The sequence below is a fragment of the Actinomyces sp. W5033 genome, assembly GCF_051303165.1.
Map to the genome: position 1 here is coordinate 128,594 of NZ_JBPPGD010000006.1, position 26,039 is coordinate 154,632.

25 protein-coding genes, 1 tRNA gene, 1 pseudogene and 1 riboswitch are annotated in these 26,039 nt (G+C 70.4%); of the genes and pseudogenes, 14 read left to right on the forward strand and 13 right to left on the reverse strand.

Annotated elements, in window-relative coordinates; genetic code table 11:
* Window positions 1–39: 39 nt before the first annotated feature.
* The 4 genes and pseudogenes from ACSJJR_RS05740 to ACSJJR_RS05755 form a co-directional block, all read right to left on the reverse strand.
* Window positions 40–945 (reverse strand): polyphosphate polymerase domain-containing protein, encoded by a 906-nt coding sequence (locus tag ACSJJR_RS05740; protein WP_435942599.1) that lies wholly within the window; start codon window positions 943–945, stop codon window positions 40–42.
* 90 nt (window positions 946–1,035) lie between these two features.
* Window positions 1,036–1,635: pseudogene (locus ACSJJR_RS05745) on the reverse strand (DUF4956 domain-containing protein); the annotation flags it as partial.
* A 181-nt stretch (window positions 1,636–1,816) separates the two neighbouring features.
* Complete coding sequence (locus ACSJJR_RS05750; RefSeq protein WP_435942601.1) at window positions 1,817–2,896, reverse strand: PTS transporter subunit IIC; 1,080 nt, start codon at window positions 2,894–2,896, stop codon at window positions 1,817–1,819.
* A 137-nt stretch (window positions 2,897–3,033) separates the two neighbouring features.
* Window positions 3,034–3,543: a 3H domain-containing protein gene (locus ACSJJR_RS05755; RefSeq protein WP_435942602.1), complete on the reverse strand. Its 510-nt coding sequence runs from the start codon at window positions 3,541–3,543 to the stop codon at window positions 3,034–3,036.
* 589 nt (window positions 3,544–4,132) lie between these two features.
* Between ACSJJR_RS05755 and nrdH the strand changes: the two genes are divergently transcribed.
* The 4 genes from nrdH (at window position 4,133) to ACSJJR_RS05775 (ending at window position 7,418) form a co-directional block, all read left to right on the forward strand.
* On the forward strand, window positions 4,133–4,378 hold the full coding sequence (nrdH, locus tag ACSJJR_RS05760) for a glutaredoxin-like protein NrdH (RefSeq protein ID WP_435942603.1): 246 nt from the start codon (window positions 4,133–4,135) through the stop codon (window positions 4,376–4,378).
* A gap of 13 nt (window positions 4,379–4,391) precedes the next feature.
* Window positions 4,392–4,817, forward strand: coding sequence for a class Ib ribonucleoside-diphosphate reductase assembly flavoprotein NrdI (nrdI, locus tag ACSJJR_RS05765; protein ID WP_435942604.1), 426 nt, complete (start codon window positions 4,392–4,394; stop codon window positions 4,815–4,817).
* Window positions 4,802–6,955 carry a class 1b ribonucleoside-diphosphate reductase subunit alpha gene (nrdE, locus tag ACSJJR_RS05770; RefSeq protein ID WP_435942606.1) on the forward strand — a complete coding sequence of 718 codons (2,154 nt, stop codon included), beginning with the start codon at window positions 4,802–4,804 and terminating at the stop codon, window positions 6,953–6,955. Before nrdI ends, nrdE begins: the two co-directional genes overlap by 16 nt.
* A 79-nt stretch (window positions 6,956–7,034) precedes the next feature.
* Window positions 7,035–7,418, forward strand: a complete 384-nt coding sequence (locus ACSJJR_RS05775; protein WP_435942607.1) for a rhodanese-like domain-containing protein — start codon at window positions 7,035–7,037, stop codon at window positions 7,416–7,418.
* A gap of 128 nt (window positions 7,419–7,546) precedes the next feature.
* Here ACSJJR_RS05775 and ACSJJR_RS05780 read toward each other — a convergent pair whose 3' ends face one another.
* A complete protein-coding gene (locus tag ACSJJR_RS05780) occupies window positions 7,547–8,203 on the reverse strand; it encodes a phosphoribulokinase (RefSeq protein ID WP_435942609.1) in 657 nt (218 codons plus the stop codon).
* A gap of 255 nt (window positions 8,204–8,458) precedes the next feature.
* On the opposite strand from ACSJJR_RS05780, the gene ACSJJR_RS05785 reads away from it, so the two are divergent.
* The 7 genes from ACSJJR_RS05785 (at window position 8,459) to ACSJJR_RS05815 (ending at window position 15,895) form a co-directional block, all read left to right on the forward strand.
* Entirely contained in the window at window positions 8,459–9,943 is a 1,485-nt protein-coding gene (locus ACSJJR_RS05785) for a sugar porter family MFS transporter (protein ID WP_435942611.1), read from the forward strand.
* A 228-nt stretch (window positions 9,944–10,171) separates the two neighbouring features.
* On the forward strand, window positions 10,172–11,146 hold the full coding sequence (nrdF, locus tag ACSJJR_RS05790; RefSeq protein WP_435942613.1) for a class 1b ribonucleoside-diphosphate reductase subunit beta: 975 nt from the start codon (window positions 10,172–10,174) through the stop codon (window positions 11,144–11,146).
* Between the two features lie 149 nt (window positions 11,147–11,295).
* On the forward strand, window positions 11,296–12,495 hold the full coding sequence (locus tag ACSJJR_RS05795) for a Fic family protein (protein ID WP_435942615.1): 1,200 nt from the start codon (window positions 11,296–11,298) through the stop codon (window positions 12,493–12,495).
* Between the two features lie 42 nt (window positions 12,496–12,537).
* Window positions 12,538–13,401: a hypothetical protein gene (locus ACSJJR_RS05800; RefSeq protein ID WP_435942617.1), complete on the forward strand. Its 864-nt coding sequence runs from the start codon at window positions 12,538–12,540 to the stop codon at window positions 13,399–13,401.
* A gap of 69 nt (window positions 13,402–13,470) precedes the next feature.
* Window positions 13,471–13,923 (forward strand): formate/nitrite transporter family protein, encoded by a 453-nt coding sequence (locus ACSJJR_RS05805; protein ID WP_435942618.1) that lies wholly within the window; start codon window positions 13,471–13,473, stop codon window positions 13,921–13,923.
* The gene (locus tag ACSJJR_RS05810) at window positions 13,820–14,317 is read left to right on the forward strand and encodes a formate/nitrite transporter family protein (RefSeq protein ID WP_435942619.1); all 498 of its coding nucleotides are present in this window, start codon (window positions 13,820–13,822) and stop codon (window positions 14,315–14,317) included. The genes ACSJJR_RS05805 and ACSJJR_RS05810 overlap by 104 nt, the downstream gene beginning before the upstream one ends.
* 552 nt (window positions 14,318–14,869) lie before the next feature.
* On the forward strand, window positions 14,870–15,895 hold the full coding sequence (locus ACSJJR_RS05815; RefSeq protein ID WP_435942621.1) for a Fic family protein: 1,026 nt from the start codon (window positions 14,870–14,872) through the stop codon (window positions 15,893–15,895).
* A gap of 195 nt (window positions 15,896–16,090) precedes the next feature.
* Here the strand turns inward: ACSJJR_RS05815 and ACSJJR_RS05820 are convergent.
* Window positions 16,091–16,179 (reverse strand) — tRNA-Ser (locus tag ACSJJR_RS05820).
* Between the two features lie 70 nt (window positions 16,180–16,249).
* Window positions 16,250–16,822, reverse strand: a complete 573-nt coding sequence (locus tag ACSJJR_RS05825) for a DapH/DapD/GlmU-related protein (protein ID WP_435942622.1) — start codon at window positions 16,820–16,822, stop codon at window positions 16,250–16,252.
* 149 nt (window positions 16,823–16,971) lie between these two features.
* Between ACSJJR_RS05825 and ACSJJR_RS05830 the strand changes: the two genes are divergently transcribed.
* Both ACSJJR_RS05830 and upp read left to right on the forward strand, forming a co-directional pair.
* Complete coding sequence (locus ACSJJR_RS05830) at window positions 16,972–17,403, forward strand: nucleoside deaminase (RefSeq protein WP_435942672.1); 432 nt, start codon at window positions 16,972–16,974, stop codon at window positions 17,401–17,403.
* A gap of 46 nt (window positions 17,404–17,449) precedes the next feature.
* Window positions 17,450–18,088, forward strand: a complete 639-nt coding sequence (gene upp, locus ACSJJR_RS05835) for a uracil phosphoribosyltransferase (RefSeq protein ID WP_435942624.1) — start codon at window positions 17,450–17,452, stop codon at window positions 18,086–18,088.
* A gap of 182 nt (window positions 18,089–18,270) precedes the next feature.
* Here upp and ACSJJR_RS05840 read toward each other — a convergent pair whose 3' ends face one another.
* From ACSJJR_RS05840 to ACSJJR_RS05850, 3 genes are read right to left on the reverse strand one after another with little or no spacing between them, the layout of a single operon-like run.
* Complete coding sequence (locus ACSJJR_RS05840) at window positions 18,271–19,149, reverse strand: MetQ/NlpA family ABC transporter substrate-binding protein (protein ID WP_435942626.1); 879 nt, start codon at window positions 19,147–19,149, stop codon at window positions 18,271–18,273.
* Window positions 19,150–19,204: 55 nt separating this feature from the next.
* Complete coding sequence (locus ACSJJR_RS05845) at window positions 19,205–19,942, reverse strand: methionine ABC transporter permease (RefSeq protein ID WP_435942628.1); 738 nt, start codon at window positions 19,940–19,942, stop codon at window positions 19,205–19,207.
* Complete coding sequence (locus ACSJJR_RS05850) at window positions 19,939–20,928, reverse strand: methionine ABC transporter ATP-binding protein (RefSeq protein ID WP_435942673.1); 990 nt, start codon at window positions 20,926–20,928, stop codon at window positions 19,939–19,941. Before ACSJJR_RS05850 ends, ACSJJR_RS05845 begins: the two co-directional genes overlap by 4 nt.
* 65 nt (window positions 20,929–20,993) lie before the next feature.
* A riboswitch (SAM riboswitch) is annotated at window positions 20,994–21,085 on the reverse strand.
* A gap of 99 nt (window positions 21,086–21,184) precedes the next feature.
* On the opposite strand from ACSJJR_RS05850, the gene ACSJJR_RS05855 reads away from it, so the two are divergent.
* The gene (locus tag ACSJJR_RS05855; protein WP_435942629.1) at window positions 21,185–22,273 is read left to right on the forward strand and encodes an alpha/beta hydrolase; all 1,089 of its coding nucleotides are present in this window, start codon (window positions 21,185–21,187) and stop codon (window positions 22,271–22,273) included.
* 58 nt (window positions 22,274–22,331) lie between these two features.
* Here the strand turns inward: ACSJJR_RS05855 and ACSJJR_RS05860 are convergent, their stop codons facing one another.
* The 3 genes from ACSJJR_RS05860 to ACSJJR_RS05870 are packed head-to-tail and all read right to left on the reverse strand — an operon-like array spanning window position 22,332 to window position 25,965.
* Window positions 22,332–22,955, reverse strand: a complete 624-nt coding sequence (locus ACSJJR_RS05860) for a low molecular weight protein-tyrosine-phosphatase (RefSeq protein ID WP_435942631.1) — start codon at window positions 22,953–22,955, stop codon at window positions 22,332–22,334.
* Between the two features lie 20 nt (window positions 22,956–22,975).
* Window positions 22,976–25,561 (reverse strand): ATP-dependent helicase HrpB, encoded by a 2,586-nt coding sequence (gene hrpB / locus ACSJJR_RS05865; protein WP_435942633.1) that lies wholly within the window; start codon window positions 25,559–25,561, stop codon window positions 22,976–22,978.
* Window positions 25,562–25,587: 26 nt separating this feature from the next.
* Window positions 25,588–25,965: a hypothetical protein gene (locus ACSJJR_RS05870; RefSeq protein ID WP_435942635.1), complete on the reverse strand. Its 378-nt coding sequence runs from the start codon at window positions 25,963–25,965 to the stop codon at window positions 25,588–25,590.
* Window positions 25,966–26,039: the final 74 nt, after the last annotated feature.

The window sequence follows — 26,039 nt, forward strand, 5'->3', positions numbered from 1 at the left end:
GGTCCGCGTTGGTGACGGCTCCGAGTCAATGCGGCAGTCCTATGAGGACGCTGTGCGCAGGGTGTTCCTGAGGCATGAGGTGGCGGGGCGTCGGCGTGTGAGGCTGGAACCAGTGGCACGGGCGTCTGCACCACAGCCAGCCCGGTCTCCGACCGCCCGGAGCGCGGCCTGGAGGTCCTGGCGCATGACGCGGTGCCATTTGTTCGAGGGCAGGCCGGGGTGCAGGAGCGCCAGGCCAGTGGCGTACTTCGAGACCCTCGTGGGCCGGTGGCCCGCCGCCCACAGCAGCCTGTCGGCGGGCCCGGGCGCCGCAGGGTTCTTCGTCTCGACAACGGCGAGGTCCCCGGCTGGCACGTCGCCTGCCACGCGCCCGGTGAGGTCCTGCCAGGCGAGGCAGGTGTCGAGGGTGAGGCGGGCGCTCGCGGCCGGCAGGTGGACGGTGGTGCGCTCGTAGGTGGTTCCCATGACGGGGACCAGCGTCTCGACCAGGTGGTGGGGGACGGCGCTGACCTGTGCGGCAGCGAGCTGCGCGGCCACGAAGTCACGGCCCTCGCGGGTGAGGACCTCGGCGGAGCCGGCGTCGTAGGCCAGGCGCTTCTTGACAGTGGCGCCCCGGGCCCCGCGGGTCTTGACCTCGAGGAAGCACAGCCCGGAGTCGAGGTAGGTGCGGGTGCGGACCTTGAAGCGGCGGCGGCGCTTGCGGGCTGCCAGCAGGTAGGAGTCGAGCGCAGGGGTGTCGAAGTAGACGGAGGCGTAGTGCGCGAAGGTAGCGCCCGCGATGGACAGGACGCGTGCCTGGCCGGTCAGGGAGTCGAGGAGGCCCTGCGCGGCTGTGGCCGGGACGAGGTACTTGCGGTCCACCCGCGTCAGGAGCCCGGCGACGGCGTTGAGCTCGTCCAGGCTCATCCTCTCGAGGTGGCTCGTATCCAGGGGGCTGGGGGTCATGGCTCCCCCTGCGGGGGGGGGGTGCTCTCGCTGGTGGTCGGTGTCGGATGCGCCCGGTCGGAGGCGCCCGGGCCAGTGGCAGCGCGGCGGTCAGCAGCCGACGGCAAGCGCCTCGCGGCGACGGGCGGCGCGCGCGTCCTGCACCGGGGCGATGGAGGCAGCAAGCGGCGCGACGGCGCAGGCCCGCTCCTGCTGGGCGGGGCCGCTGCGTCCGGCGGCCCCGGCGGCCGTGGCGCGGTCGCGCGTGAGGACGTAGCGCACATCGACGAGCGTGGTGTCGTTGACCATGTCGAGGCGCTGGACCTCGAAGGAGCGCACCCTGGCGCCGAGCAGGTCCTCCAGGTGGGTGACGAGCGCCTGCTCGTCGGTGATGGCCCGGTCGATCATGACCACCTGGTGGCGGTTGCGGCACAGGAGGACGGGGGCGTCGGCGACGGCGAGGGACAGGACGACGAGTGCCATGAGGGCCACGGCCAGGGCCAGGGGCGCCGTCCGGATGCCGCCGAGGAGGCCGAGCGCGAGGGAGGCGAAGAAGTAGGCGACCTCGTGCTGGCTCAGCTCGGTCGAGCGCAGACGGATGATCGACAGCACGCCGAAGAGCCCCAGTCCCAGCCCGGCGCCCACTGAGCTGGTGGACAGCAGCGTGGTGACGGCGAGGACGCCGGTGTTGACGCCGAGGTAGGCGACGATGAAGGCGAGGGCGGTGGTGCTCATGCTGGGTCCTGACGGTGGGGTCTCCCGGTGGCGACGGCCCCGGGCGGGTTGACCATCAGCCAAGACGGTGAGCCTGTGACCGGGCTGTGATGAGCATGTCCCTCAGGCATGGGTCTGGCCTCGGTGAGGGCCCGGCGCCGGCCGGGTCACCTCCCCGTCAGGCCTGGGCGAGGCGCATGTCCCCCGGCCTGATCCACCCGCGCCGGCGCATCACCTCACTCAGGCCAAGTGTGAGCAGGGCCGGGGCGAGGAACTGGAAGCCGAGGATGATTGCCCACAGGGCGGTGGGCGACGTCGTCGGCGCCATGGTCTGCCACGTCATGATCTGGCCGACCAGGCCGGCGGACCCCATGCCGGAGCCGACCGCGTTGGACTCCATGCCGATGAGGGTGGTGGACACGGGACCGAGGATCGCGGAGGCCAGTGTCGGGGGCACCCAGATGAGGGGGTGGCGCACGATGTTGGGCACCTGCAGCATGGAGGTGCCCAGACCCTGTGCGAGCAGCCCGGACCAGCGGTTCTCGCGGAAGGAGGCCACGGCGAAGCCGACCATCTGGGTGGTGCAGCCGATGGTGGCGGCTCCGGCGGCGAGCCCTGACAGACCGAGGATGACGCCCAGCGCGGCGGAGGAGATCGGCAGGGTGAGGACCATGCCCATGACGACGGCGACGACGGCGCCCATGAGCAGGGGCTGGCGCTCAGTTCCCCAGTTGACGACCTGGCCGAGCGCGGTCATGGCCGCGGAGATCGGGGGGCCAACGAGCAGGCCGACTCCGCCGCCGGTGACGACAGTGGCCAGTGGCGTGACGAGCAGGTCGAGGGGGGTGCGCCCGGAGACGAGGCGGCCGACCTCGATGGCCGTGTAGGCGGCGATGAAGGCGCCGAGGGGTTCTCCGGGGCCGCGCAGAAGGAGCGCTGCCCCGGCGTCGTCGGAGTACAGGGCGCTGCCGGACAGGAGGGTGGCTGCGTGGGCGCCGACCTGACCGACCACGGCTGCGCTCACGGTGGTGAAGGTGGAGGCCTTGAGCCGCAGGGCGGTGCCGATCCCGATGCCGGCGCCCGTGATGCTGGCGGCGACGCGGCCCAGAAGGGCACTGGTGGCGCCGAGCTCCCCGGGCAGGAGCCCACCGAGCTGGGTGAGGATCGTACCGATGATGAGGGTGGCGAAGAGGCCGTGGGCCATGCCGGTCAGGCCCTCGACGAAGATCCTGGTGGCAAGCGCGCGCAGGTGGTTCACAGGTGCTCCTGGGGTCGTGGCACAGTCAGACGGGTGTCTTGACACCTGGAGCCTAAGGCGTGGGAAGGCTGTCGGCCCGGGCTGCTCACTGTGAGTGTGGTGACACCAGGCCTGCCTGGGGGGCGCAGGAACGGGGCTCAGTCCTCGTGGACCAGGAGGCCGAGGGCGTCGAGGGCTGTGCTCACGGCGTCGAGGGTGGCCTCGTCGTCCGCCTCGACGGTGTGGAAGTGGTCGCCGTTGGTCAGCTGGGACAGCGGGGGGCTGGTGCGCAGCTGACCGAGCAGGTGGGCGATGTCCTCGTGGTCGCGGATGAGCAGGTCGACGGTGACCTGTCCGTAGGCGGCGTGGGGGATGCTCAGGTCGAGGAGGGTCCCGCCGGCGTCGATGATGGCGGCCAGCTCGGCCTCGACCTGCTCGGGTCCGTGCTGGACGTGGAAGGAGCGGCGCGCGCGCGTGCTCGGGCGCACGAGGACGTAGCCGCGGTTGGTGGCGCGGATCGCCTGTCCCGTGGCCCGCAGCAGGGCGACGTCGCCGACGACGATCTGGCGCGAGACGCCGAGCTCGTGCCCCAGGGTGGAGGCCGGGACGGGGGTGGTGGCGGCACTCAGACGGTCGAGGATCTGCTCGCGACGTCGTGCGGCTTCCATGGTCCTCCTTGTGGAGAGGGTGGGATATGGGGACGTTAACACGTCGGACGTCATGCGTGCGGGTGGAGGCTGTGGTGGTCCGGCGCCGAGGTGGCTGGCCGAGCGGGCGCCGGCCGGGGCGGGGCAGGGGCGCGACACGCCCGGGCGCGCGGCTGCGCGGGACGAGCTCCCGGCCTGTTGTCCCCAGGCTGGGGACCGGTGCGGAAGACGCCCTGGGGAGCAGTGCGGGCTCGAGCCCGAATTCGTGTCACACCCCGGTGTGACGATGTTTGCGCCGGTCCGGCCCTCCTCCGTCGGCCCCGTCCAAGGGGACGCCACAGGGGTGCCCGCGGGCCCGTCCACAGGTCCTCCGCGCCTGTCCACAGGAAAGGAGCGCGTCATGCACAGGTGGTGGCGAGACACATCATGTTGGGGTGCTGGCAGTCGCCAACCCCTAGGGGTAGTGTCTTACCTCGTAAGGCACCCCTGCCTTCCCGAGAACTACATCCGTGTGCTTACACGGCTGAGATCCCCCCGAGCGGGGGCTTGGCCTCAGCCCCGCACGGACACAGGAACCGACCCCGACCCCGACTGCCAGGAAGCGACTGACATGGCCATCACCGTCTACAGCAAGCCCAACTGCGTCCAGTGCAACGCCACCTACCGCGCCCTGGACAAGGCCGGCCTGGACTACAGCACGGTGGACCTCTCCGTCGACGCCGAGGCGCTCGCGCAGGTCAAGTCCCTCGGCTACGCCCAGGCACCCGTCGTCGTCGCGGGATCGGACCACTGGTCCGGCTTCCGCCCGGACAAGATCAAGTCCCTCGCTGCCGCCGTCGAGGCCGTCGCCATCTGACGCAGGTCACCTCGTGGCCTGCGCCCAGGAGCCTGACGGGCCCTTCGTCGTCTACTTCTCCTCCGTCTCGGAGAACACGCACCGGTTCGTGGCCAAGCTCGGCGTGCCCAGCGCGCGCATCCCGCTGCGCCCCACTCAGGAACCGCTCGTCGTGGACCGCGAGTACGTGCTGCTCGTGCCGACCTACGGCGGTGGCAACCGCAAGGGGGCCGTGCCCAAGCAGGTCATCAAGTTCCTCAACAACGAGCACAACCGCTCGCTGTGCCGGGGTGTCATCTCCTCCGGCAACACCAACTTCGGCGAGGCCTACTGCATCGCCGGAGACATCGTCTCCGCCAAGCTCGGCGTGCCCCACATGTACCGTTACGAGCTCCTTGGCACCCCCACCGACGTCGCACGCGTCACCGAAGGATTGGACACGTTTTGGCAGACACGCTGACGGACACCGGCTCGGAGTCGGTCCCCCCGGCCCTGGACTACCACGCCCTCAACGCCAAGCTGAACCTGTACGACGCGGACGGCAGGATCCAGTTCGACGCGGACCACGAGGCCGCACGCCAGTACTTCCTCCAGCACGTCAACCAGAACACGGTCTTCTTCCACGACCTCGAGGAGAAGCTGGAGTACCTGGTTGAGGAGGGCTACTACGAGAAGCACGTCCTGGACCGTTACGACCTCGATTTCATCAAGTCGGTCTTCAAGGCGGCCTACGCCCACAAGTTCCGCTTCGAGACCTTCCTCGGCGCCTTCAAGTACTACACCTCCTACACGCTCAAGACCTTCGACGGCAAGCGCTACCTCGAGCGCTTCGAGGACCGCGTCGCCATGGTGGCCCTGACCCTGGCCGCCGGCGACGAGCAGCTCGCCCTCGACCTCGTCGAGGAGATGATGACGGGCCGCTTCCAGCCCGCCACCCCCACCTTCCTCAACGAGGGCAAGGCCCAGCGTGGGGAGCCCGTCTCCTGCTTCCTCGTGCGCATCGAGGACAACATGGAGTCGATCGCGCGCGGCATCAACTCAGCCCTCCAGCTGTCCAAGCGCGGCGGCGGCGTGGCCCTGCTCCTGACCAACTTGCGCGAGATGGGGGCGCCCATCAAGCGCATCGAGAACCAGTCCAGCGGTGTCGTCCCGGTGATGAAGCTGCTCGAGGACTCCTTCTCCTACGCCAACCAGCTCGGTGCCCGCCAGGGAGCCGGCGCCGTCTACCTGCACGCGCACCACCCCGACATCATGCGGTTCCTCGACACCAAGCGCGAGAACGCTGACGAGAAGATCCGCATCAAGACGCTGTCCCTGGGTGTGGTCATCCCGGACATCACCTTCGAGCTCGCCCGCAACAAGGAGCCGATGTACCTCTTCAGCCCCTACGACGTCGAGCGCGTCTACGGGCTGCCCTTCGCGGACATCTCGGTGACCGAGAAGTACCGTGAGATGGTCGATGACCCGCGCATCAGGAAGACCAAGATCGACGCGCGGCAGTTCTTCCAGACCCTGGCGGAGATCCAGTTCGAGTCCGGCTACCCCTACGTCATGTACGAGGACACGGTCAACCGGGCCAACCCCGTCAAGGGCAAGGTCATCATGTCCAACCTGTGCTCCGAGATCCTCCAGGTCTCCGAGCCCAGCGTCCTCAACGAGGACCTCAGCTTTGCCCACGTCGGCAAGGACATCGCGTGCAACCTCGGCTCGCTCAACATCGCCAAGACGATGGACTCGCCGGACTTCATGCGCACGGTCCGCACGGCGGTGCGTGGCCTGACCGCCGTCTCCGACCAGGTGGACCTGCCCTCCGTGCCCTCCATCGACCGCGGCAACAAGGAGTCCCACGCCATCGGCCTGGGCCAGATGAACCTCCACGGGTTCCTCGCCCGTGAGCGGATCCTCTACGGTTCTGAGGAGGGCCTGGACTTCACCAACGTCTACTTCGCCTGCGTGCTCTACGCGGCCCTGACCGCCACCAACGAGCTCGCCGTGGAGCGCGGTGAGTCCTTCGTCGGCTTCGAGGAGTCCGACTACTACTCCGGCGCCTTCTTCGAGAAGTACACGACCCAGGACTTCGTGCCGGTGACCGAGCGAGTCAAGGAGATCTTTGAGCGCTCCTGCGTGCACGTGCCCACCCGCGAGGACTGGGCGGCGCTCGCGGCACGCATCAAGGAGGGTGGGATGTACAACCGCAACCTCCAGGCCGTGCCGCCGACCGGCTCGATCTCCTACATCAACAACTCCACGTCCTCGATCCACCCCATCGTCTCCAAGATCGAGATCCGTAAGGAGGGCAAGATCGGGCGGGTCTACTACCCGGCGCCCTACATGACCAACGACAACCTGGAGTACTACCAGGACGCCTACGAGATCGGCCCCGAGAAGATCATCGACACCTACGCCGCGGCCACCCAGCACGTGGACCAGGGTCTGAGCCTCACCCTGTTCTTCCCGGACACGGCCACGACGCGCGACGTCAACAAGGCCCAGATCTACGCCTGGCGCAAGGGCATCAAGACGCTCTACTACATCCGCCTGCGCCAGATGGCGCTGGAGGGCACCGAGGTCGAGGGCTGCGTCAGCTGCATGCTGTGAGCAAGGACGTGTGAGGCCCGTCCTCCTCGGCTCTGGCACACTGGGCGAGCCATCGCATGAACCAGCCGAGAGGACACACGTGTCTGCCCTGCCCCGACGCACCTTCACCCTGCTCTCCATCGCCACGGCTGCCGCCACGCTCGGTGCGTGCGGCTCGGAGGAGCCCTCCTCCGGGGCCACCACCGGCGCGGCCCCCAGCGTCATCATCGACGTGCGCACACCGGAGGAGTTCGCCGAGGGGCACATCGAGGGAGCCCTCAACATCGACGTCTCCTCCGACTCCTTCGGTGAGAGCATCGCCGCCCTCGACATGAGCGACTCCTACGGCGTCTACTGCCGCAGCGGCAACCGCTCGGCCCAGGCGGTGGCCCGCATGGAGGCCGCTGGCTTCACGGACGTCCACGACCTCGGCGGTCTCAAGGACGCCGCCACGGCCCTGGGACGCGAGATCGTCACCGACTAGCCCCGGCCGGGCGCCTGTGCCAGGTCGCCCTTCGCGACCGCGGGGACGGGGCCCAGGGGCCTCGGCTGAGTAGCCGAGGCCCGGCGGGAAGCTGTCCCGCAGCGGCCTGGCCGCGGGTCCGCTGCGGATCAGCCGGCCCGCCAGACCTCGTCGCAACGCTCCGCCGACGCCGCCACCAGCGCGGCGTTGGGCACGTCCACGGTCCTCACCCAGTGCGCAGCCTTCGCCCGGCTGCGCCCAAAGGCCTCGTGCCGGGCAATGAGACGCCGGATGAGCTCGTCCTGCGCGACGTCGAGCATGAGGAGCAGGTCGATCCGCCCACGAGCCCCGCGCCAGCCGTGCGCGTCGAGAGCCAGGTAGTTGCCCTCCGTGACGACGACGCCAGGCCCTGCCACCCGCGCGCCCGCCGCAACCGGCTCGTGCAGCTCCCTGCGGTACACGGGGACCAGGACCTCGGCTCCCGCACGCACCCGGTCCAGGGCCGCGAGGTAGCCCTCGACGTCGAAGGTGTCCGGAGCGCCCTTGCGTCCACGCCTACCCAGCTCGTCCAGGACGGCGTTGGACATGTGGAAGCCATCCATCGGCACGAAGCCCGCCAGGGCCCGCCGCCCGGCCAGCGCGGTGCACAGCGAGCCGGCGAGCGTCGACTTGCCGGAACCGGGCGCCCCCGTCAGCCCGACGACGAGCCGTGCGGGTGCGCCCTCCTGCGCCAGCTGCGCCGCGAGCCGGTCGACAAGGTTGTTGATGAGGGGGGCGATCTCGCCTGTCCGGACTGTGGGGCTCATGGGGTCATGATCCCAGCCATGCGGCTGGGCGCCGCCACTGCCGCGTACCCGTGTGCGTGATGGCACCTCGCCACTGTGTCAGGACCTGGGTCCCGGCTGGGCGCCGTCGGACCGACGGCGCCGGAGCGGGCGGGCAGGCAGCCCGCCGACACGGCTGTTTGATGGACGACGCAGCCGTAGCCTGTTTGGGTTAGCCATGCCGCGCGGTGCCCAGCGAGTGCCGTGCGCGGCTCTTCCGACGTCAGGAGACACCCCATGGCAGCGTCGTCCCCTTCAGCGCAGTCACCGTCCTCTCGTCCCCAGTCCCCCTCCTCCCCGGCGCCGACCCCGGATGAGGCGGGCTCGCCCGTCAGCCGCATCAACGCCCGGATCATCGGCATCTGCGTGGCCGCGGCCCTGGGCGGCTTCCTCTTCGGCTTCGACACGGCCGTCATCAACGGCGCCGTTGACGCCCTCTCCGACGAGTTCACCCTCAGTGCCGCCCTCAAGGGCTTCTCCGTGTCCTCAGCACTCATCGGCTGCACCGTGGGCGCCTGGTTCGCCGGGCCGGTCTCCAACCGGATGGGCCGCGTGCCCGTCATGCTCATCGCCGCCGTCATGTTCCTCGTCTCCGCGCTCGGTTCGGGGCTCGCCATCGGCGTCATCGACTTCATCGTGTGGCGGGTGGTAGGCGGCCTCGGGGTGGGTGCGGCCTCCGTCATCGCCCCGGCGTACATCGCCGAGGTCTCCCCGGCGAGTGTGCGCGGTCGGCTGGGCTCGCTCCAGCAACTGGCCATCGTCATCGGCATCTTCTCCTCCCTGCTGGCCGACGCCTGGTTGTCTGGCGAGGCGGGCGGTGCTGCCAACGAGCTGTGGCTGGGGATGGAGGCCTGGCGGTGGATGTTCATCGCGGAGGCCCTGCCGGCTGTCGTCTACGGGCTCTTCGCCTTCCGGCTGCCGGAGTCCCCGCGCTTCCTCGTGGCGCGCGGCGACTACGACAAGGCCTCCCAGGTGCTCTACGACTTCACCGGAATCGTCAACGTCAACCTCAAGATCGAGGAGATCCGCTCCACCATCGACTCCGAGAAGCGTGAGTCCCTCTCCGACCTGCGCGGGACGGCCTTCGGGCTCAAGCCGATCGTGTGGGTGGGCATCCTGCTGTCCGTCTTCCAGCAGTTCGTGGGCATCAACGTTATCTTCTACTACTCGACGACGTTGTGGCGCACAGTGGGCTTCGAGGAGTCTGACGCCCTGACCATCACCGTCATCACCTCGGTGACGAATATCGTCGTGACGATCCTGGCGATCCTCCTCGTGGACAAGGTAGGGCGCCGACCCATGCTGCTGGTCGGCTCGCTGTTCATGACCATCTCCCTGGGGATGATGGCTCTGGCCTTCTCCTTCGCCAGTACCAGCGGTGGGGAGGTGACCCTGGAGGCACCGTGGTCGCCCGTCGCGCTGGTGTCTGCCAACCTGTTCGTTGTCGCCTTCGGCGCCACCTGGGGGCCCTTGGTGTGGGTGCTGCTGGGCGAGATGTTCCCCAACCGGATCCGTGCCGGGGCACTGGCCGTGGCCGCCGCGGCCCAGTGGGTCGCGAACTTCTTCATCTCCACCACCTTCCCGACCTTCTCCAACATCAGCCTGACCTTCGCCTACGGCTTCTACGCCGTCTTCGCGCTGTTGTCGCTCGTCTTCGTCTCCCTGCGCGTGCCCGAGACCAAGGGCAAGGAGCTGGAGGAGATGGAGGACCTGGCGGTCTGAGGGAGCGCCCCCACAGGCTCGTCCCCTTGACTGAGGCGCTCTGGCCTGTGGGGCGCCGAACCTCGCCACCTGGGGCTGCGGGGCCAAGCCCGGGCTCTCCCAGCCGCTCACGACCACCCCCGCGGGCGAGGCGCGTGCCCTCAGTGCGGCGGCTGCGCCCTCGCTAGCATGAGGCGCAGCACGCCCGAGACCGCTCAGGCAGCTCGCGATCCGACCGGAGGAAACCCTATGCACGAGCCGATCAAGCTCATTGACCGCGTCCAGGCCATTAACTGGAACCGTCTTGAGGACGACAAGGACCTGGAGGTCTGGGACCGGCTCACCGGTAACTTCTGGCTCCCGGAGAAGGTGCCGCTGTCCAATGACGTGCAGTCCTGGGCCACGCTCAAGCCGGCCGAGCAGAACATGACGACCCGCGTCTTCACGGGCCTGACCCTCCTGGACACGATCCAGGGCACGGTGGGCGCCGTCTCCCTCATCCCGGACGCGCGCACCCCGCACGAGGAGGCCGTGCTTACCAACATCGCCTTCATGGAGTCGGTGCACGCGCGTTCCTACTCCTCGATCTTCTCCACGCTCATCTCCACCCAGGAGATCGACGAGGCCTTCCGCTGGTCGGAGGAGAACGAGCACCTGCAGACCAAGGCGCGCATCATCCTCGACTACTACCGCGGTGACGACCCGGACAAGCGCAAGGTCGCCTCGACGATGCTCGAGTCCTTCCTCTTCTACTCCGGTTTCTACGCGCCGATGTACTGGTCCAGCCACGCCAAGCTGACCAACACGGCCGACCTCATCCGCCTCATCATCCGTGACGAGGCGGTGCACGGCTACTACATCGGCTACAAGTACCAGCTGTCGGTGCGCGAGTCCTCCCCGCAGCGCCAGGCTGAGCTCAAGGACTACACCTTCGACCTGCTCATGGAGCTCTACGACAACGAGGAGTCCTACACCGAGAGCCTCTACGACGAGCTCGGCCTGACCGAGGACGTCAAGAAGTTCCTGCGCTACAACGCCAACAAGGCGCTGATGAACCTCGGCTACGAGGCGCTGTTCCCGGCGGAGACCACGGACGTCAACCCGGCGATCATCGCCTCCCTGTCCCCGAACGCGGACGAGAACCACGACTTCTTCTCCGGCTCGGGCTCCTCCTACGTCATCGGCACCGCCGAGGCCACCGAGGACGAGGACTGGGACTTCTGACACCCAGGGCCGGCGTCGCGCCTGTGCACAGGCGCCGACTCCGACCACCTCTGTAAACAGACATGTCCACAGCCTCGATGTCACACAAGGGTCCGTTGTGTGACATCGAGGCTGTGGATGTATCGCATAACGCTGCTTAGACTGACATCGTGGACGTGACGATGTTCAGGAACCCTGCGATGGGACAGCTCGTCAACATCTCGGGCTCCGACCCCCTGCGGGGACCCTGGCAGCACCAGGCCTTCATCCCCGTCGCCCTTCCTCAGGCGGAGCCGCAGCTGGCCGGCGTCACCTACCGGGCCGTGGCCGCGGCCGGACGCGCCCTCGCCGCACTGGATGCCACCGCGCGTCAGCTCCCCAACCCCTACCTGCTGCGCACGCCCTCCCTGCGCAGGGAGGCGCAGGCCACCTCCGCCCTTGAGGGAACCTACGCTCCGCTCGCCGAGGTCCTCACCGCCGACGACGAGTCCCCCGCCACGGCGGAGATGGCCGAGATCCTCAACTATGTCGCCATGGCTCGCACGGGCTTTGAATGGGTGCAGCAGGAGCGACCACTGACCCTGGGACTCCTGGAGGACCTTCAGGGCCGACTCATGCAGGGAACCCCTCTCGAGGCCGAGTCTGGGCGGCTGCGCACCGGCCAGGTCGTCATTGGCAGGAAGGTGGGTGCCGGCCCTGACCTCACCCCCATCGAGGCCGCACGATTCGTCCCGGTGCCCCCGGGCGACCAGCTGCGTGCCGGCATGGAGGCGCTGCTCGACTGGATCGGCACCGACCACACCGAGCACATCGACCCCGTCGTCGTCGCCGGCATGGCCCACTACCAGTTCGAGACCCTCCACCCCTTCCGTGACGGGAACGGTCGACTTGGGCGCTACCTCATCGTCCTGACCCTGTTGCGCCACGGTCTGCTGTCCGAGCCCACCCTCACGGTCTCACCCTGGTTCGAAGCGCGTCGCGCCGAGTACTACGACGCCCTGCTGGGTGTGAGCACCGACGGCGACTGGGACACCTTCCTCACCTTCTTCGCCCACGGGCTCGCTAAGGCCGCCGGGGCGACCCGTCAGCAGATGCTCTCGCTCGTCGAGGTCCGCCAGACGCTGAGGGAACGGGTGCGGGGCTCCCGCCTGCGCTCGGCCCACGCCCTGTCCGTCGTCGACCTCGCCGTCGCCCACCCGTCCTTCACGGTCCGGACGGTCGAGAGGGAGACAGGAGTGTCCTACGGAAGGGCCAACACGCTGGTCGGTCAGCTCGTTGATCTCGGCATCCTGGAGGAGGTGGGCCGAGGAGCGGGCACGCGGCGCTTCGCCGCGCCGGAGGTGCTGCGCGTCCTGCTCGGCGGCGCCTGACGCCGTCGGGCCGCCACCGCAGGGCGTTGGTAGCCTGCGGGCGTGAGTGAGTACTTCGTGGGCAGGCCCGGCCTCGGTGACGCCGAGGACCCGGTGGAGCCGCCTCTTGCCGGGACGGTTTCCGACGGCGCGTCCCAGGACCCTGAGGCTCCGACCGGTCCCCGCCACGTCCGCTTCGGCGTGCCCTTCAACGGCGTCGTGCCCCTGTGGCACGACGGCACCGATATTGAGTGGTACCGCCCCACCGACGGAACTGACCTCACTCACGTGCTGGGCCTGGGCCACGTCGAGACCGAGCCGGGTCCCTCTCCGACGCCGGCCGGCTGGGTGGAGCGCGTCGAGACGGGCACGCTCCTGCCTGCCCGCGACGGTGGGACCGGACCCGTCCTCCTGCTGCGGGCGGCCTCGCCGTCGGGACGCCGGGCTGTCAACGACCCGGGTGACGGTGCCCGGGTGCCACTCGGCCCGCCCCTGACCGTTCAGGAGGCGATGGGGGCGAGCGCTGCCGACTTCGACATCACCGGTTTCAGTGTGCACGTCGCCCGGCTCATGCTGCGGGCTGCCCGCGACGGTGCCATCCTCCTGTTCACGCTGCGGGCCCCACGCGACCCGGAGGCCCACCACCTGCTGTCCGTGCCCAGCGAGGTCGGTGCCGACGCCGTCATGCGCTTCCACCTGGGGACCCTGCTCGACGTCAGCACCACCGCCTGGGCGCAGGCCACCCACCAGGACGGCATGACCCTGCTGGATCTCGAGGTGCCCTACTCGACCCTCGTGAGCCAGGCGCAGGGCGAGGAGGGGCTCGACGTCGAGCGGCTGGTCGCCATGGCCCAGCCCGTGGTCGACGCGGTCCTGGCTCCCGGCTTCCCCTTCGCGCTCGGCTGCTCCTTCATCGTGCCGGAATGAGGCGTGGACCACGGCGGTGATGTGCCGTTAGGCCCGCTGCCGAGCCCGTTGCGGAGAGAACATCAGACCATGCTCTCCCTCACCCAGAACATCGACTACCACGCTGGCTACGCCGTCACCCGCACCGGCGAGGCGCGTCGCCCTCTTCCCTTCCTCGTCTCCTCCATGCTCGGTGGCGCCTTCATCGGCCTGGCCGACGTCTTCATGTTCACGGCGGCCGGCCCCTTCCGGCAGGCCGGTGACCCCTGGTTCCCCCTCGTGTCCGGCGCGGTGTTCGGCATGGGCCTCATCCTGTGCGTCTTCGCCGGTGGGGAGCTCGCGACGAGCGCGATGATGGTCTTCACCGTCGGGGCCGTGCGCCGCACGATCAGCTGGGCCCGAGCGGGCGGTGTCCTGATGCTCATCGGGCGGTGTCCTGATGCTCATGCTGCTGGGCAACCTGCTGGGGGCCGTCGTGCTGTCGCTGCTGGTGCACTGGGCGGGCGTCGTCGAGCCCGGGACGGCTGCGGGCGCCTTCGTTGAGTACGCCGTCCACCACAAGGGCATCGACTACTCGGTGCCCGAGATGCTCACCCGCGGCATCCTGTGCAACATCCTCGTGTGCCTGGCGATCTGGTGGGCCACCCGCTCCACGAGCGAGGGCTCGAAGATCATCGCGATGGCCTGGTGCATGGCCGCCTTCGTCACCAGCGGCTTCGAGCACGTCGTGGCAAACATGACGACCTTCTCCCTGGGTCTGCTCGAGGGCTACGAGGCGGCCACGCTGGTGAACGCGGCGCGCAACCTCCTCGTCGTCGGCCTGGGCAACATCATCGGAGGCGCGGTCTTCGTCGGCTGCGCCTACCTCGTGGCCCACAAGGCGGAGGCGGGAGCCGAGGAGGCTCGAGCTGAGGCCGGCCTCCCGGTTGGTCACTGAGTGCGATGACGCTCCGGGGCCGGTGCGTCTGCCGACCCCGGAGCCGGGCCCGTGTCCTTGACCCTTCGGGGCCTGGTGGGGCACACTGGGCCTTGCCCCCGCATCACGATGCGGTGTGGAAGTAAACGCCGGAGTTCCTGTGAGGTCATAGGGCCCGGCGTTCGCGCTGTCTGCGGTGCTGTCTACGCCAGGCTCACGTGCTCGACCCGGACCCTGTGGCCCAGGTGCTCCCAGGCGCGGGCGTCACCGGCCAGAGCGTCACCGTAGGCGCCCAGCACCTGGTCGGGCACCCACAGACGCGGCTCGGCGGGGACGCCGGCGACCTCGACCTAATCAGCATGAGGGCTGCTGGGCTGACCGCTAGCGCGACCGTTCCGTATGGACAATATGAGGGCAAGTAGGTAGGTTCACCGTATGGAGACTCCCCCTCACGTCTCGCAGGCTCCATGGATCACATTCAGTTACCAGGCCACTCTCAGCCCACTGTGGGCGCACCTTGGAGAGGCGTACTCCAAGTGTCAGCACCTGGTTGGCACGCCACTGCAACCACAGTTGGCAACCAACCTCGCTGGCGTCTACATGCGCAAGGGCGCACTCGCCACCACCGCCATCGAAGGTAATACGCTCACCGAGGAAGACGTGGAGCGTATATTCGTCGGCGGTAAGAACCTACCGCCCTCGCAGGCATATCTGCAGCGGGAGGTGGACAACGTCCTGACAGCTCTACGGGAGATCGACGCCGACCCACACCGTGGCACCTTCCGCCTATCGGTCGACTGGCTCAAGCGGGCCAACGTCAAGATCCTCGACGGACTTGCCTGCGACGACCACGTCACGCCCGGTGAGTACAGCACCGTCCAACTCATCGTCGGCTCGCCCTACAAGCCGCCCTCACCGCAATACACCCCATACCTGGTGGATCGTCTGTGCGAGTGGATCAACCATGACTTCCTGGAGCTGGCTGCCCGTAGGGACACGCCCGATGACCAGCGGTTCTACCTGGCATTCCTCGCGGCCGCCCTCACACACCTGTATATCGCATGGATTCACCCGTTCGGGGACGGCAACGGGCGCACTGCGCGCCTGGCACAGGTCGCGATCCTCGCCTCGTCCGGGATGGTGCCGTGGGTGAGCACCAATCTGCTGTCGGACTTCTATAACCGGACGCGCAGCGAGTACTACCGGCGTCTTGACATCGCATCCAAGAAGGACGACGTGACGGGGTTCCTGGCCTATTCGGCCCAGGGGTTCGTCGATATGCTGCGTGAGCAAATCGAACAGGTTCAGGCTAAGCAACGGTGGATCGCGTGGGTCAACTACGTTCACGAACAGATGCACGACGAGCCAAGCGGCAGGACGAAAGACCGTCGTCGAGACCTGGCACTCGCTATGGACGAGACGCCCAGGACTCGCAAGGAGCTCACACGGCTGACGCCTGACCTGGCCGCCGCCTACCTGGGTACCGAGCGCACACTCTCCCGCGACCTGCTCAGGCTCAGCAAGCTAGGACTGATTCATCATGTCGAGCGTGGGCAGTGGATCGCCAACATGTCGCTTATCGACGCCTTCCGTCCGTAGCGCGTTCTGATAGACGCAGTTCTGGGGCACACGTATGCCCAGCTGCTACCCCGACACCACGTAGCGCGCTGGTCCCGTGTCCCGCCCACAGGGGTTCTGAAAACCCTCAGGAGAGGCGCACCCGCGCCCCTGCCCACGCGCTACGCGCAAGAAACCCGGCGGTCCAACTCTTCGTTGGAACACCGGGCCTCCTGGTGGCGGTAGTGCTGGGATTCGAACCCAGGGTGGCTATGAACCACACAGACTTTCGAGATCTGCACCTTCGGCCGCTCGGACACACTACCTCGGAGATCGAGGGTACACGGATGAACCCCTCACACCCAATCCCGTGGCCCTGCGACCTCGCTCACGCACTCAGTCCTCGGGCACCTCCCGTACCGTGCGCGCCGGCACCCCGGCCACCACGGTCCGTGCGGGTACGTCCTTGGTCACGACCGCGCCCGCAGCCACCACCGCGCCGTCGCCAATGGTGACACCTGCGAGCACCGTGACGTTCGCGCCGATCCACACGTCCTGACCGATGCGGATCGGGGCGGGGATCGTGTCACCGCGCCGGGTGACGGACAGGTCGTGGTTGAGGGTCGCGAGCACGACGTTGTGCCCAATGAGGCTGCGAGCCCCGATCCAGATGCCGCCCTGGTCCTGGAAGCGGCACCCCGAGTTGATGAACACGCCTTCAGAGACGTGGATGTTGCGGCCGAAGTCCGTCGTGAAGGGCGGGAAGATGCCCAACCCCTCCGGCGCCCCCTCCCCGGTGATCCGCCCGAAGAGCTCGGCCCGCTCAGCCGGGTCCAGGTACTCGGAGCTCAGGCGCGCGGTCAGCCGCCGGCTCTCCTCCCCGACGGCGACCATGAAGGCGTGCACCTCCTCGTCGTGCGGCAGGGCCTGTCCGCGTGCCGTCATCTCAAGGAACCGCTCAAGAGTCATCTCTTCCACCGCATGTGCCACACGGCAAGAGCATCTGCCGCCTCGGGCCTTGAACGGCCGCCAACGCTGGCCCGCGCCCGTGCCGCTGGTCACCACCGACGTGCGAGGCTGGTTCCGTGACCCTGACCGACGAGCGCTACGGCGCCGCCATGGACCGAGCCCTCGACCTCGCCCGGGCCGCCGGTGAGCAGGGCGAGGTACCCGTGGGCGCCGTCGTCCTCGCCCCCGACGGCCGGGTCCTGGCCGAGGCAGCCAACGCCCGCGAGGTCGAGCACGACCCCACTGCCCACGCCGAGGTCCGCGCGCTCAGGGCCGCGGGCGCCGTCCTGGGTGACTCGCACCTGGACGGATGCACGCTCGTCGTCACCCTGGAGCCCTGCACGATGTGCGCGGGGGCCATCCAGCTCGCCCGCCTCGCCACCGTGGTCCTGGGGGCCTGGGAGCCGCGCACCGGCGCCTGTGGCAGCGTGCGTGACGTCCTGCGGGATGCGCGCGCGAACCACCGTGTCGAGGTCCTCGCCGGGCTGCGTGCCGCAGAGTCCGAGGCCCTGCTGCGCTCCTTCTTCTCCGAGCGGCGCTGACCCCTGGACGACGGCGCGGGCAGCGACTGCGCCGTAGGCTGTGCCCATGCGCCTGCACGTTGCCGACCACCCGCTTATCGACCACAAGCTCTCCGTCCTGCGCGACGAGACGACCCCCTCCGCGGTCTTCCGTCAGCTCGTCGACGAGCTCGTCACCCTCCTGGCCTACGAGGCCACCCGTGAGGTGCGTACCGAGGAGGTCAGCATCCAGACCCCGGTCGCCGTCGCCCAGTGCCGCCGCATCGCGGACCCCCGCCCCATCGTCGTGCCGATCCTGCGTGCCGGGCTCGGCATGCTCGAGGGCATGACCCGTCTCCTGCCCACCGCTGAGGTCGGCTTCCTGGGCATGAAGCGCGACGAGGACACCCTCGAGATCGAGACCTACGCCAACCGGCTCCCGGACGACCTCTCCGGACGCCAGTGCTTCGTTGTCGATCCCATGCTCGCCACGGGCCACACGCTCATCGCCGCCATCGAGTACCTGCTCGCCCACGGTGCCCGGGACGTCACCGCCCTGTGCCTCATCGCCGCCCCCGAGGGCTTGACAACCCTCGAGGAGGCCATTGGCGGCCGCGCCAACGTCACCATCGTCACCGCCCACGTCGATGAGCGCCTCAATGACAAGGCCTACATCGTCCCCGGCCTCGGTGACGCCGGCGACCGCCTGTACGGCATCGTTGACTGACGCCCTGCCCCCCCTGACGCCGCTGGCACCCTGACGCACGCATGGCTGGCGCCTCGGGCCGCCGCCCCGCGCCCTCGCCGTCACGCGGGGCGGCGGCAAGCGCACGGACCCCCGCCTCCTTGGAGGCGGGGGTCCGTGCGTGTGGGACTCGAGCCGGGTCGCCAGGGACCCGGACGGGGGTCTCAGAAGGCGGCGACGACGGAGCCGTCCGTCCAGCGCTCGGCGATCCAGGCGCCGAACTCGGGGGAGGTCATGAGGCCAGCAAGCGTCTTGAGAGCCTCGTTGTCCTTGTCAGCGGTGCGCACGACGAGCTGGTTGACGTAGGGGGAGCCAGCGGCCTTCTCCAGGAGGAGGGCGTCCCTGGAGGGGGTCAGCCCGGCGTCGATGGCGTAGTTGCCGTTGAGGACGACGGCGCCGACGTTCGCGTCCGTCATGGTCGTGGCGACCTGCTCGCCGGCGACCGTGACGATCTTGAGGTTCTTGGGGTTGCTCTTGATGTCGAGGTCGGAGGGCATCTCCACGGAGGCGTCCAGGGTGATGAGGCCAGCGGACTCGAGCAGCTTGAGCCCGCGGGCGGCGTTCGCCGGGTCGCTGTTGAGGGTGATGGAGGAGCCGTCGGCGATCTCGTCGATGCTCTTGGCCGTGGCGGAGTAGATGCCCATCGGCTCGATGTGCACGTCGGCGACGGCGACGAAGTCGTAGCCCTTCTCGTCGATCTGCTGGGCGAGGAAGTTCGGCGTCTGGTAGAAGTTCGCGGCCAGGGAGCCGTCCGCGAGCGAGGAGTTGGGCGTCTGGTAGTCGGTGATCTCGACGATGTCGAGCTTCAGCCCTGCCTTGGCGGCCAGGTTGTCCTGGATCCACTGAAGCATCTCGACGTGCGGGTTGGGGGTCGCGCCGATCTTGATGGTGGTGGTCTCGCCGTCGACGCTGAGGCCGCCGACGGCGCCGGAGCCGGCCGAGCCCGTGGAGGAGCTGGATCCGCCGCAGGCGGCGAGGGTGAGCGCGAGCGCGGAGGCGAGGCCGCCGGCGATGACGGAACGACGGGTGAGGGTGGAGGCCATGATGGTGTCCTTACTCTTCCTGGTGGGGGATGGGGGCCGGGCTGCAGCGGGGCTGTCAGCGGCGGCGGTGGTCAACGACGCGGGCGAGGAGGTCACCCGCGACCTGGATGGCGGCCACGATGGCCGCGATGATGACGACGGTGAGGATGATGACGTCCGTCCAGTTGCGGTTGTGCCCGTACTGGATGGCGAGGTCACCGAGGCCGCCGCCGCCGACGGTGCCGGCCATCGCGGAGTAGCCGAGGAGCGTGATGAAGGTGACTGTCCCTGCGCTGATGAGCCCGGGCAGGGCCTCGCGCACGAGCACGCCCCAGGTGATCTGGTTGGGGGTCGCGCCCATCATGAGCGCCGCCTCGACCTTGCCCTCGTCCACCTCCGCGACCGCGTTCTCCACGAGGCGTGCGTAGAAGGGGATCGCACCGACGGTCAGCGGCACACAGGCCGCCTGCCAGCCGATGGAGGTGCCCACGATGAGGCGCGTGAAGGCGATGATGGCGACGAGCAGGATGATGAAGGGCATCGAGCGGCCGAAGTTGACCACCTGCGACAGGCCCTCGTAGACGAGGCGGTTGCGGTGCTGGCCGCGCGTGCCGGTGGTGACGAGCGCGAGACCGAGCAGCAGGCCGAAGGCGATGGCGAGCACGCCGGACACGAAGGTCATGCCCAGGGTCTCGAGGACTGCGGTGACGAGCTTTTGCTGGATGACCTTGCGCTCGAACCAGGTGCCGTCGCCGGAGGTGGCAGCGGGCAGGGCCGGGTGCGCCAGGAGGGTCAGGGTGGTGAGGGTGCTCATGCGCGGACCTCCGCGTGGACGCCGGCGGAGCGCAGGACGGCCAGGGCCGTCTCGGTGCGCTCGGCCGGGAGGGTGAGGGCGAGGCGGCCCACCTGCGCCTGGCCGAGGGTCTCGAAGACGCCTCCGGCGACGTCCGCGCCCTGCTCGGCCACGAGGGCCAGGACCTGGGCGGCGGCGGGCTGTCCGGGGTGGGCGGTGAGGGCGACGTCGATGACGGACTCACCCGGGTGGACGGCGTCGTCGGGCACGGCAGGAACGGGCACGAGCTCGAGGGACAGACGGGAGGTGACGTCGGAGACGACCTCCTCGATGGAGCCCGACTCGATGATCCTGCCGGCCTCGAGGAGGCTGACGGAGTCGCACACGGAGCGCACGACGCTCATCTCGTGGGTGATGATGATGACGGTGACTCCGAGACGGTCGCGCACGTCCCGGATGAGCTCGAGGATCGAGCGGGTGGTCTCCGGGTCGAGGGCACTGGTGGGCTCGTCGCACAGGAGCACGGCGGGCTGGTCCGCGAGCGCACGGGCGATGCCGACACGCTGCTGCTGGCCCCCGGAGAGCTGGGCCGGGTAGGACGAGCCGCGGTCGGCGAGGTCGACGAGCTCGAGCATGCGAGTGACGGTCTCGTGGCGCTCGCCCTTGCGCACCCCGGCCAGGTAGAGCGGGTAGGCGATGTTCTGGGCGGTGGTGCGCTGCTCGAGGAGGTTGGCGTGCTGGAAGACCATGCCGATCTGCCGGCGGGCCTCGCGCAGCTCGCGTGAGGACAGGTGCGAGATGTCCCGGCCGGCGACGAGCACCTGTCCGCTGGTGACGGGCTCAAGCCCGGTGAGGCAGCGGATGAGGGTGGACTTGCCGGCGCCGGAGGTCCCGACGACGCCGTGGATGGATCCGGGGGCGACGTCGAGGCTCAGGCCGTCGAGGGCGCGGACCTCGGTCCCGTCGCGCAGCGTGTAGACCTTGCGGACATCGCGCAGCGAGATCATGGGGCCCTGGCCGGTCGGCCCGGTCTCGCCGGGGGCGGTGGGTGCGTACAAGTCGCTCACTCATTCCTCCATCGGTCCTGGCGGAAGCACCCTCACCGCGAAGCGGGGGTTGCTGCAACGTCGTCGAGCCAGGTCTCTCGGTTGCTCTGGATGGTTGAGCACACGATAGGTGCCCGACGGCGGACCGTGTCAAGGACTGCCGACCGTGAGGGATGAAGGTCACTCAGACTGGGTCTGGGAGTGCCAGGATGCGGCCATGAGCACTGAGCCCTTCCTCGAGACGGACCTCCTGGGTGAGCCGTGGGTCGCCCGCCGCCTGCCGGTGACGGTGAGTGACAACGCCCCCGGTGCTGACCACGCCGTCCTGGTCCACCAGCGCGCGGCCGTGCCCGCGCCGGGCCAGGCCCCGCGTCACGCGCGCGCCGTGCTGTACCTGCACGGCCGCAACGACTACTTCTTCCAGACCTGGCTCGCCGAGGCCCTGCTGAAGGCGGGCTACGAGTTCTACGCCCTGGACCTGCGCACCTGCGGGCGCTCCGGCGTCGGCTACCGCTCACCGCACGACGTGCGCGACCTGCGCGTGCACGACGAGGAGATCAACGAGGCGATGCGGATCATCCGCGAGGAGCACGGGCACACGCTCGTCGTCCTCAACGGGCACTCCACTGGCGGCCTCCAGGCGGTGCTGTGGGCGGCGGACCACCCGGGGGCCGTGGAGGCGGTGACGCTCAACTCACCGTGGCTGGACCTGCAGGCGGGTGGGTTCATGCGCTCCTACGGCTCGGCCCTCGTGGACCTGCTCTCGCGGCGGGACCCGGACCGCATCCTCATCGACGAGCCCCTGGCTCGTGGGGTCCCGGGGTGGGCGGGCGACGGCGAGCAGCCCGCCGACTGGGCGGTGGGCGCCACGCTGGGCGACGTCGCCGACGACCTGTACGGGCGCCCCCTCCACTGCCGCTGGGGAGGCGAGTGGGACTGGGACCTGGCGCTCAAGCCGACGCCGTCCTTCCCCGTGAGGGCGGGGTTCATGGCGGCTGTGCGACGCGCGCACCGTGACGTCCACCACGGCCTGGGCATCGCGGTGCCGGTGCTCCTGTGCTGCTCGACCGACTCGGCCCCCGGTGCCGCCCGGGGGGACATGACGCCGCAGGAGGCGCTGCGCCAGGACCTCGTGCTCGACGTGCGCCAGATGGTGGCGCGCGCCCCCTTCCTGGGCAGTGACGTCACGGTCCGCCAGGTGCCCGGGGGCGTGCACGACCTGGCGCTGTCGCCCGAGCCGGCTCGTGGCGAGTACCTGTCCACGCTGACCGGCTGGCTGGCCGCGCGGCTGGGTCCTGCCGTCTGAGGCCCCGCCGGGAGGGCCGACGGCGCACCCACCCGCCCCGGGGCCGGGTGGGCGCGGCTCAGGCCGGGCGGGGCGCGCGCAGCCGCCGCAGGGCCGTCACCAGGGCGTCGCAGACCCGTTCGACCACCTCGAGGGTGTCCACGAAGTCCGACATCGTCCCGTACCACGGGTCCGGCACGTCCAGGTGGCGGCCGGTGGCCTTGGCCGGGGACCCGGTGGCCTGCGCCGGGGCGGCCGGGTCCCAGGCGCGGAACATGTGGACGCGCCCGTCGTCGGTGCCGACCTGCTGCGCGCGGCGCACGAGCTCGCGCCGGTGAGCCTCGGTCATGGCGAGGAGGAGGTCGTGTGAGGCGAGCTCGAGGTCGGTGACACGGTGCGCCCGGTGGCCGGACAGGACCGCCCGCGCCGCGTGGGCGGCGACGTCGTCCCCCTGGCCGTAGCCGCGCTCGCCCAGCAGGCGCAGCGCCCGGGGGTCGATGGGCTTGCCGTGCTCCTCGTCGCTGACGCCGCTGGAGGTGACCAGGACGTCCCCCGCCAGTCCCGCGGCGGCCAGCCGGTCGGTGAGGACCACCTGTGCCATGACGGATCGGCAGATGTTGCCGGTGCAGACCATGGTGACGCGGTAGGGCCCGGTGGGGTCGCGGGGTGCGGGCAGGACGGGCGGGGTCGGGGCGGTGCTCACCCCCCGATTGTGGCTCACGCTCATCCGCGCCTCGGGGCTGCCCTCAGGGCGGGCGCTGTCCACGGGTCCTCGGGCCACGCGTGCTTCGGGTAGCGCCCGCGCAGCTCACGCCGCACCTGCTGGTAGGGGCCCTGCCAGAAGGAGCGCAGGTCGTCGGTGACCGCGACCGGGCGCCGGGCCGGCGACAGCAGGTGCAGCAGGACGGGCACCCCGGCCACGCGCGGCGTCTGGGCCCAGCCGAAGCACTCCTGCACGCGCACGGCGAGCACGGGCCGCTCGCCGTCGTAGCTGAGGCCCACCCGGGAGCCGGAGGGCACCTCGAGGCGCTCGGGGGCCAGCTCGTCCAGGTGGGCCGCCTGGGGCCAGGGCAGCAGGGCCCTCAGCGCCGCGCCGACCTCGAGGCGCCCAAGATCCAGGTGGCGCTGTCCGCCCAGGGCCTGGGCGGCTGGACGCAGCCACTCATCGGACCGGGCCAGCAGGCTGGAGTCGTCAACGGCAGGCCACGGATCGCCGAGCACGCGGTGCAGGAAGCGCATCCGCGCGCGCAGCCGGGCCGCCTCCCCCCAGGGCAGGACGTCCAGCCCCTCCTGGCGGCAGCGTGCGACGACGGCGTCACTCACCACCTGCGGTGAGGGCGTGACCGGCGTGGCGGACAGGATGATGGAGCCGAGGCAGCGCACCCGTTGCGCGCGCAGGCGCGTGCCCTCCCAGACGGTGCGCTCGGTCTCGGTGAGCCAGGCGGAGGCGACCTCGAGCGCCAGCTCCTCGTCCACGGGGGCCGCGGCGCGCACGAGGGCGTCCGCGCTGCCGGGGGCGCGCTCGACGGCGGCGACGGCGAGCCACTCGCAGGCCGCCAGGGCGGAGCGTGCCGGCACGCGCAGGCCGGTGCCACCGACCGTCGCGTAGACGGCCTCTTGCCCGGTGAGGGGTCCGCGGCGCCGGGCGAGCCACTCGGGGCGGGCGAGGGCGGCGACCCGGGCGACGGCCTCGCCGGGGCTGAGGGCACCACCCGGGTGTCCCGGGGCGCCGACGGTGGCCGGTGCCTGAGGCGCGACGGCCTTTGGCAGCCCGCGCAGCGCCTGGTCGGCCGCCCTCTCCAAGCGCCGGGCCTCGGCGCGCCACGCCGGGCAGGAGTCGCGCACCTGACGGGCGAGCGCGGTGAGGTCCCCACCCGGGGCGCGCAGGTCGGCGGTGAGCAGGGCGGTCGCCTCGGCTGCGCGCCGCAGCCCGAGCCCGGGTGCGGCAGCCAGCATTGCCCGGGCCTCGCGCACAGGCGCGGGCACCGCGACGACGGCGCGGCCCACAGGGGTGGGTGCTCCCGACGGCCCGGTGAGCCCCAGCCGCTCAAGGGTGGCGCTCGCCGAGGCGAGGGCGGGCGCCGCAGGAGGGTCGATCCAGGCCAGGCCGCCTCCACCGGGCGCGCCCCAGGCGGCGAGCTCGAGCGCGGCGCTGGTGAGGTCACCGGACAGGATCTCGGGCGTGGGGGCCTGCGGAGCGCGCGCCCAGTCCACCGGTGAGCAGCAGCGCACGACGACGCCAGGGCCCTCGCGCCCCGCCCTGCCCGCCCGCTGCACCCCGCTGGCGCGCGCGGCACCGACGGTGACGAGCCCGCTCATCCCGGTGGCGACGTCGAGGCGCGGCTCGCGGGTGAGCGTGGAGTCGATGACGACGCGCACCCCCGGAACGGTGAGTGAGGACTCGGCGACGTTGGTGGAGACGACGACGCGCCTGCGCCCGGGTGGGCAGGGCCTCAGGGCGGCGTCCTGGGCGGCGGCCCCCAAGCGTCCGTGCAGCGCCAGGACATCGACGCCGTCGGGCACCGAGGAGCCCAGCCGTGCGACCACCTCGTCCACCTCCCGGGCTCCCGGCAGGAACACGAGCAGGTCGCCGTCCTCGTGGGCGAGGGCGTCCAGGGCGGTGCTGGTGACGTGGGCGAGGAAGGCCTGCGGCACCCCGTGCTCGGCGAGCCGCGCGACCGCCGGGGGCGCAGGAGCCCAGCGCTCCTCGACCGGGTGCAGGGCGGAGGGGATGTCGAGGACGGGGGCGTCGCCGTCGGGGCCCATCAGGTGGGGCAGGACCGTGAGATCGACGGTGGCGGACATGGCGACGAGGAGCAGGTCGTCGCGCAGGGCGCGCGCGTCGAGCAGGAGGGCGAGCAGGAGGTCGGAGTCGAGGGAGCGCTCGTGGACCTCGTCGAGGACGACGGCGGCGACTCCGGGGAGGTCGGGCTCGGCCTGGAGGCGCCGCAGGAGGAGCCCGGCGGTGACGACCTCGATGCGGGTGCTGCGGCCGGTCCTTCGCTCTCCGCGCACGGCGTAGCCGACGTTGTGGCCGATCTCCTCACCGAGCAGGTCCGCCAGGCGGCGGGCGGCGGCCCGGGCGGCGACGCGGCGCGGCTGGGTGACCACCACGCGCCCGTCACGGCCCCGCCCGCGCAGGACGTCGGCGACAAGAGGCGGGACCAGGGTGGTCTTGCCCGTGCCGGGCGGGGCGGTGACGACGGCGCAGGCGTGCTCCTCAAGCAGGCTGCGCAGCCCGTCGAGCCCGGCGACGACGGGTAGGTCGGGTGGGGCGGCGAGCAGGCTCGCGATCGGGTCGCTCCTCACGGTTGCGGGGCCCGGGTGCCTCAGGCTCAGGCGAGGCCGACGACGACGTCGGCCTCGCGCAGGACGGTGACGATGCGCTGGGAGAACTCCTCGTGCAGGCGCATCTCGCGCTCGGCGCCGTAGGGGCCGCCGCGGGTGATGGCGGCGCCGGAGGTGGGGTAGGTGATGGCGGTGGTGGGCTCGCCCTCGTGCCGGCCGGGCTCGAGGGCCAGCGTCTGGCGCAGGTAGAAGTCCTCGCCGGCGCCGCCGCCGAGCAGGAGGGTCTTGCCGCGTGAGCCTCGCTCGACGACGAGGGTGCCCGGGCCGTCGGTGACGCGCCACCCACCCTCGGTGAAGAGCCTGCTGAGGAGGGCGCGGACCTGCGGCTCGGGGGCGTGGGCGATGAGGGCGGTGATGGTGGGCACGGGTCGAGGCTACGTGCCCCGGGCCGGTGCGCGGGTACTGCGGCGCACCGGCCCGGGACGCTGGCGGCGGTCCC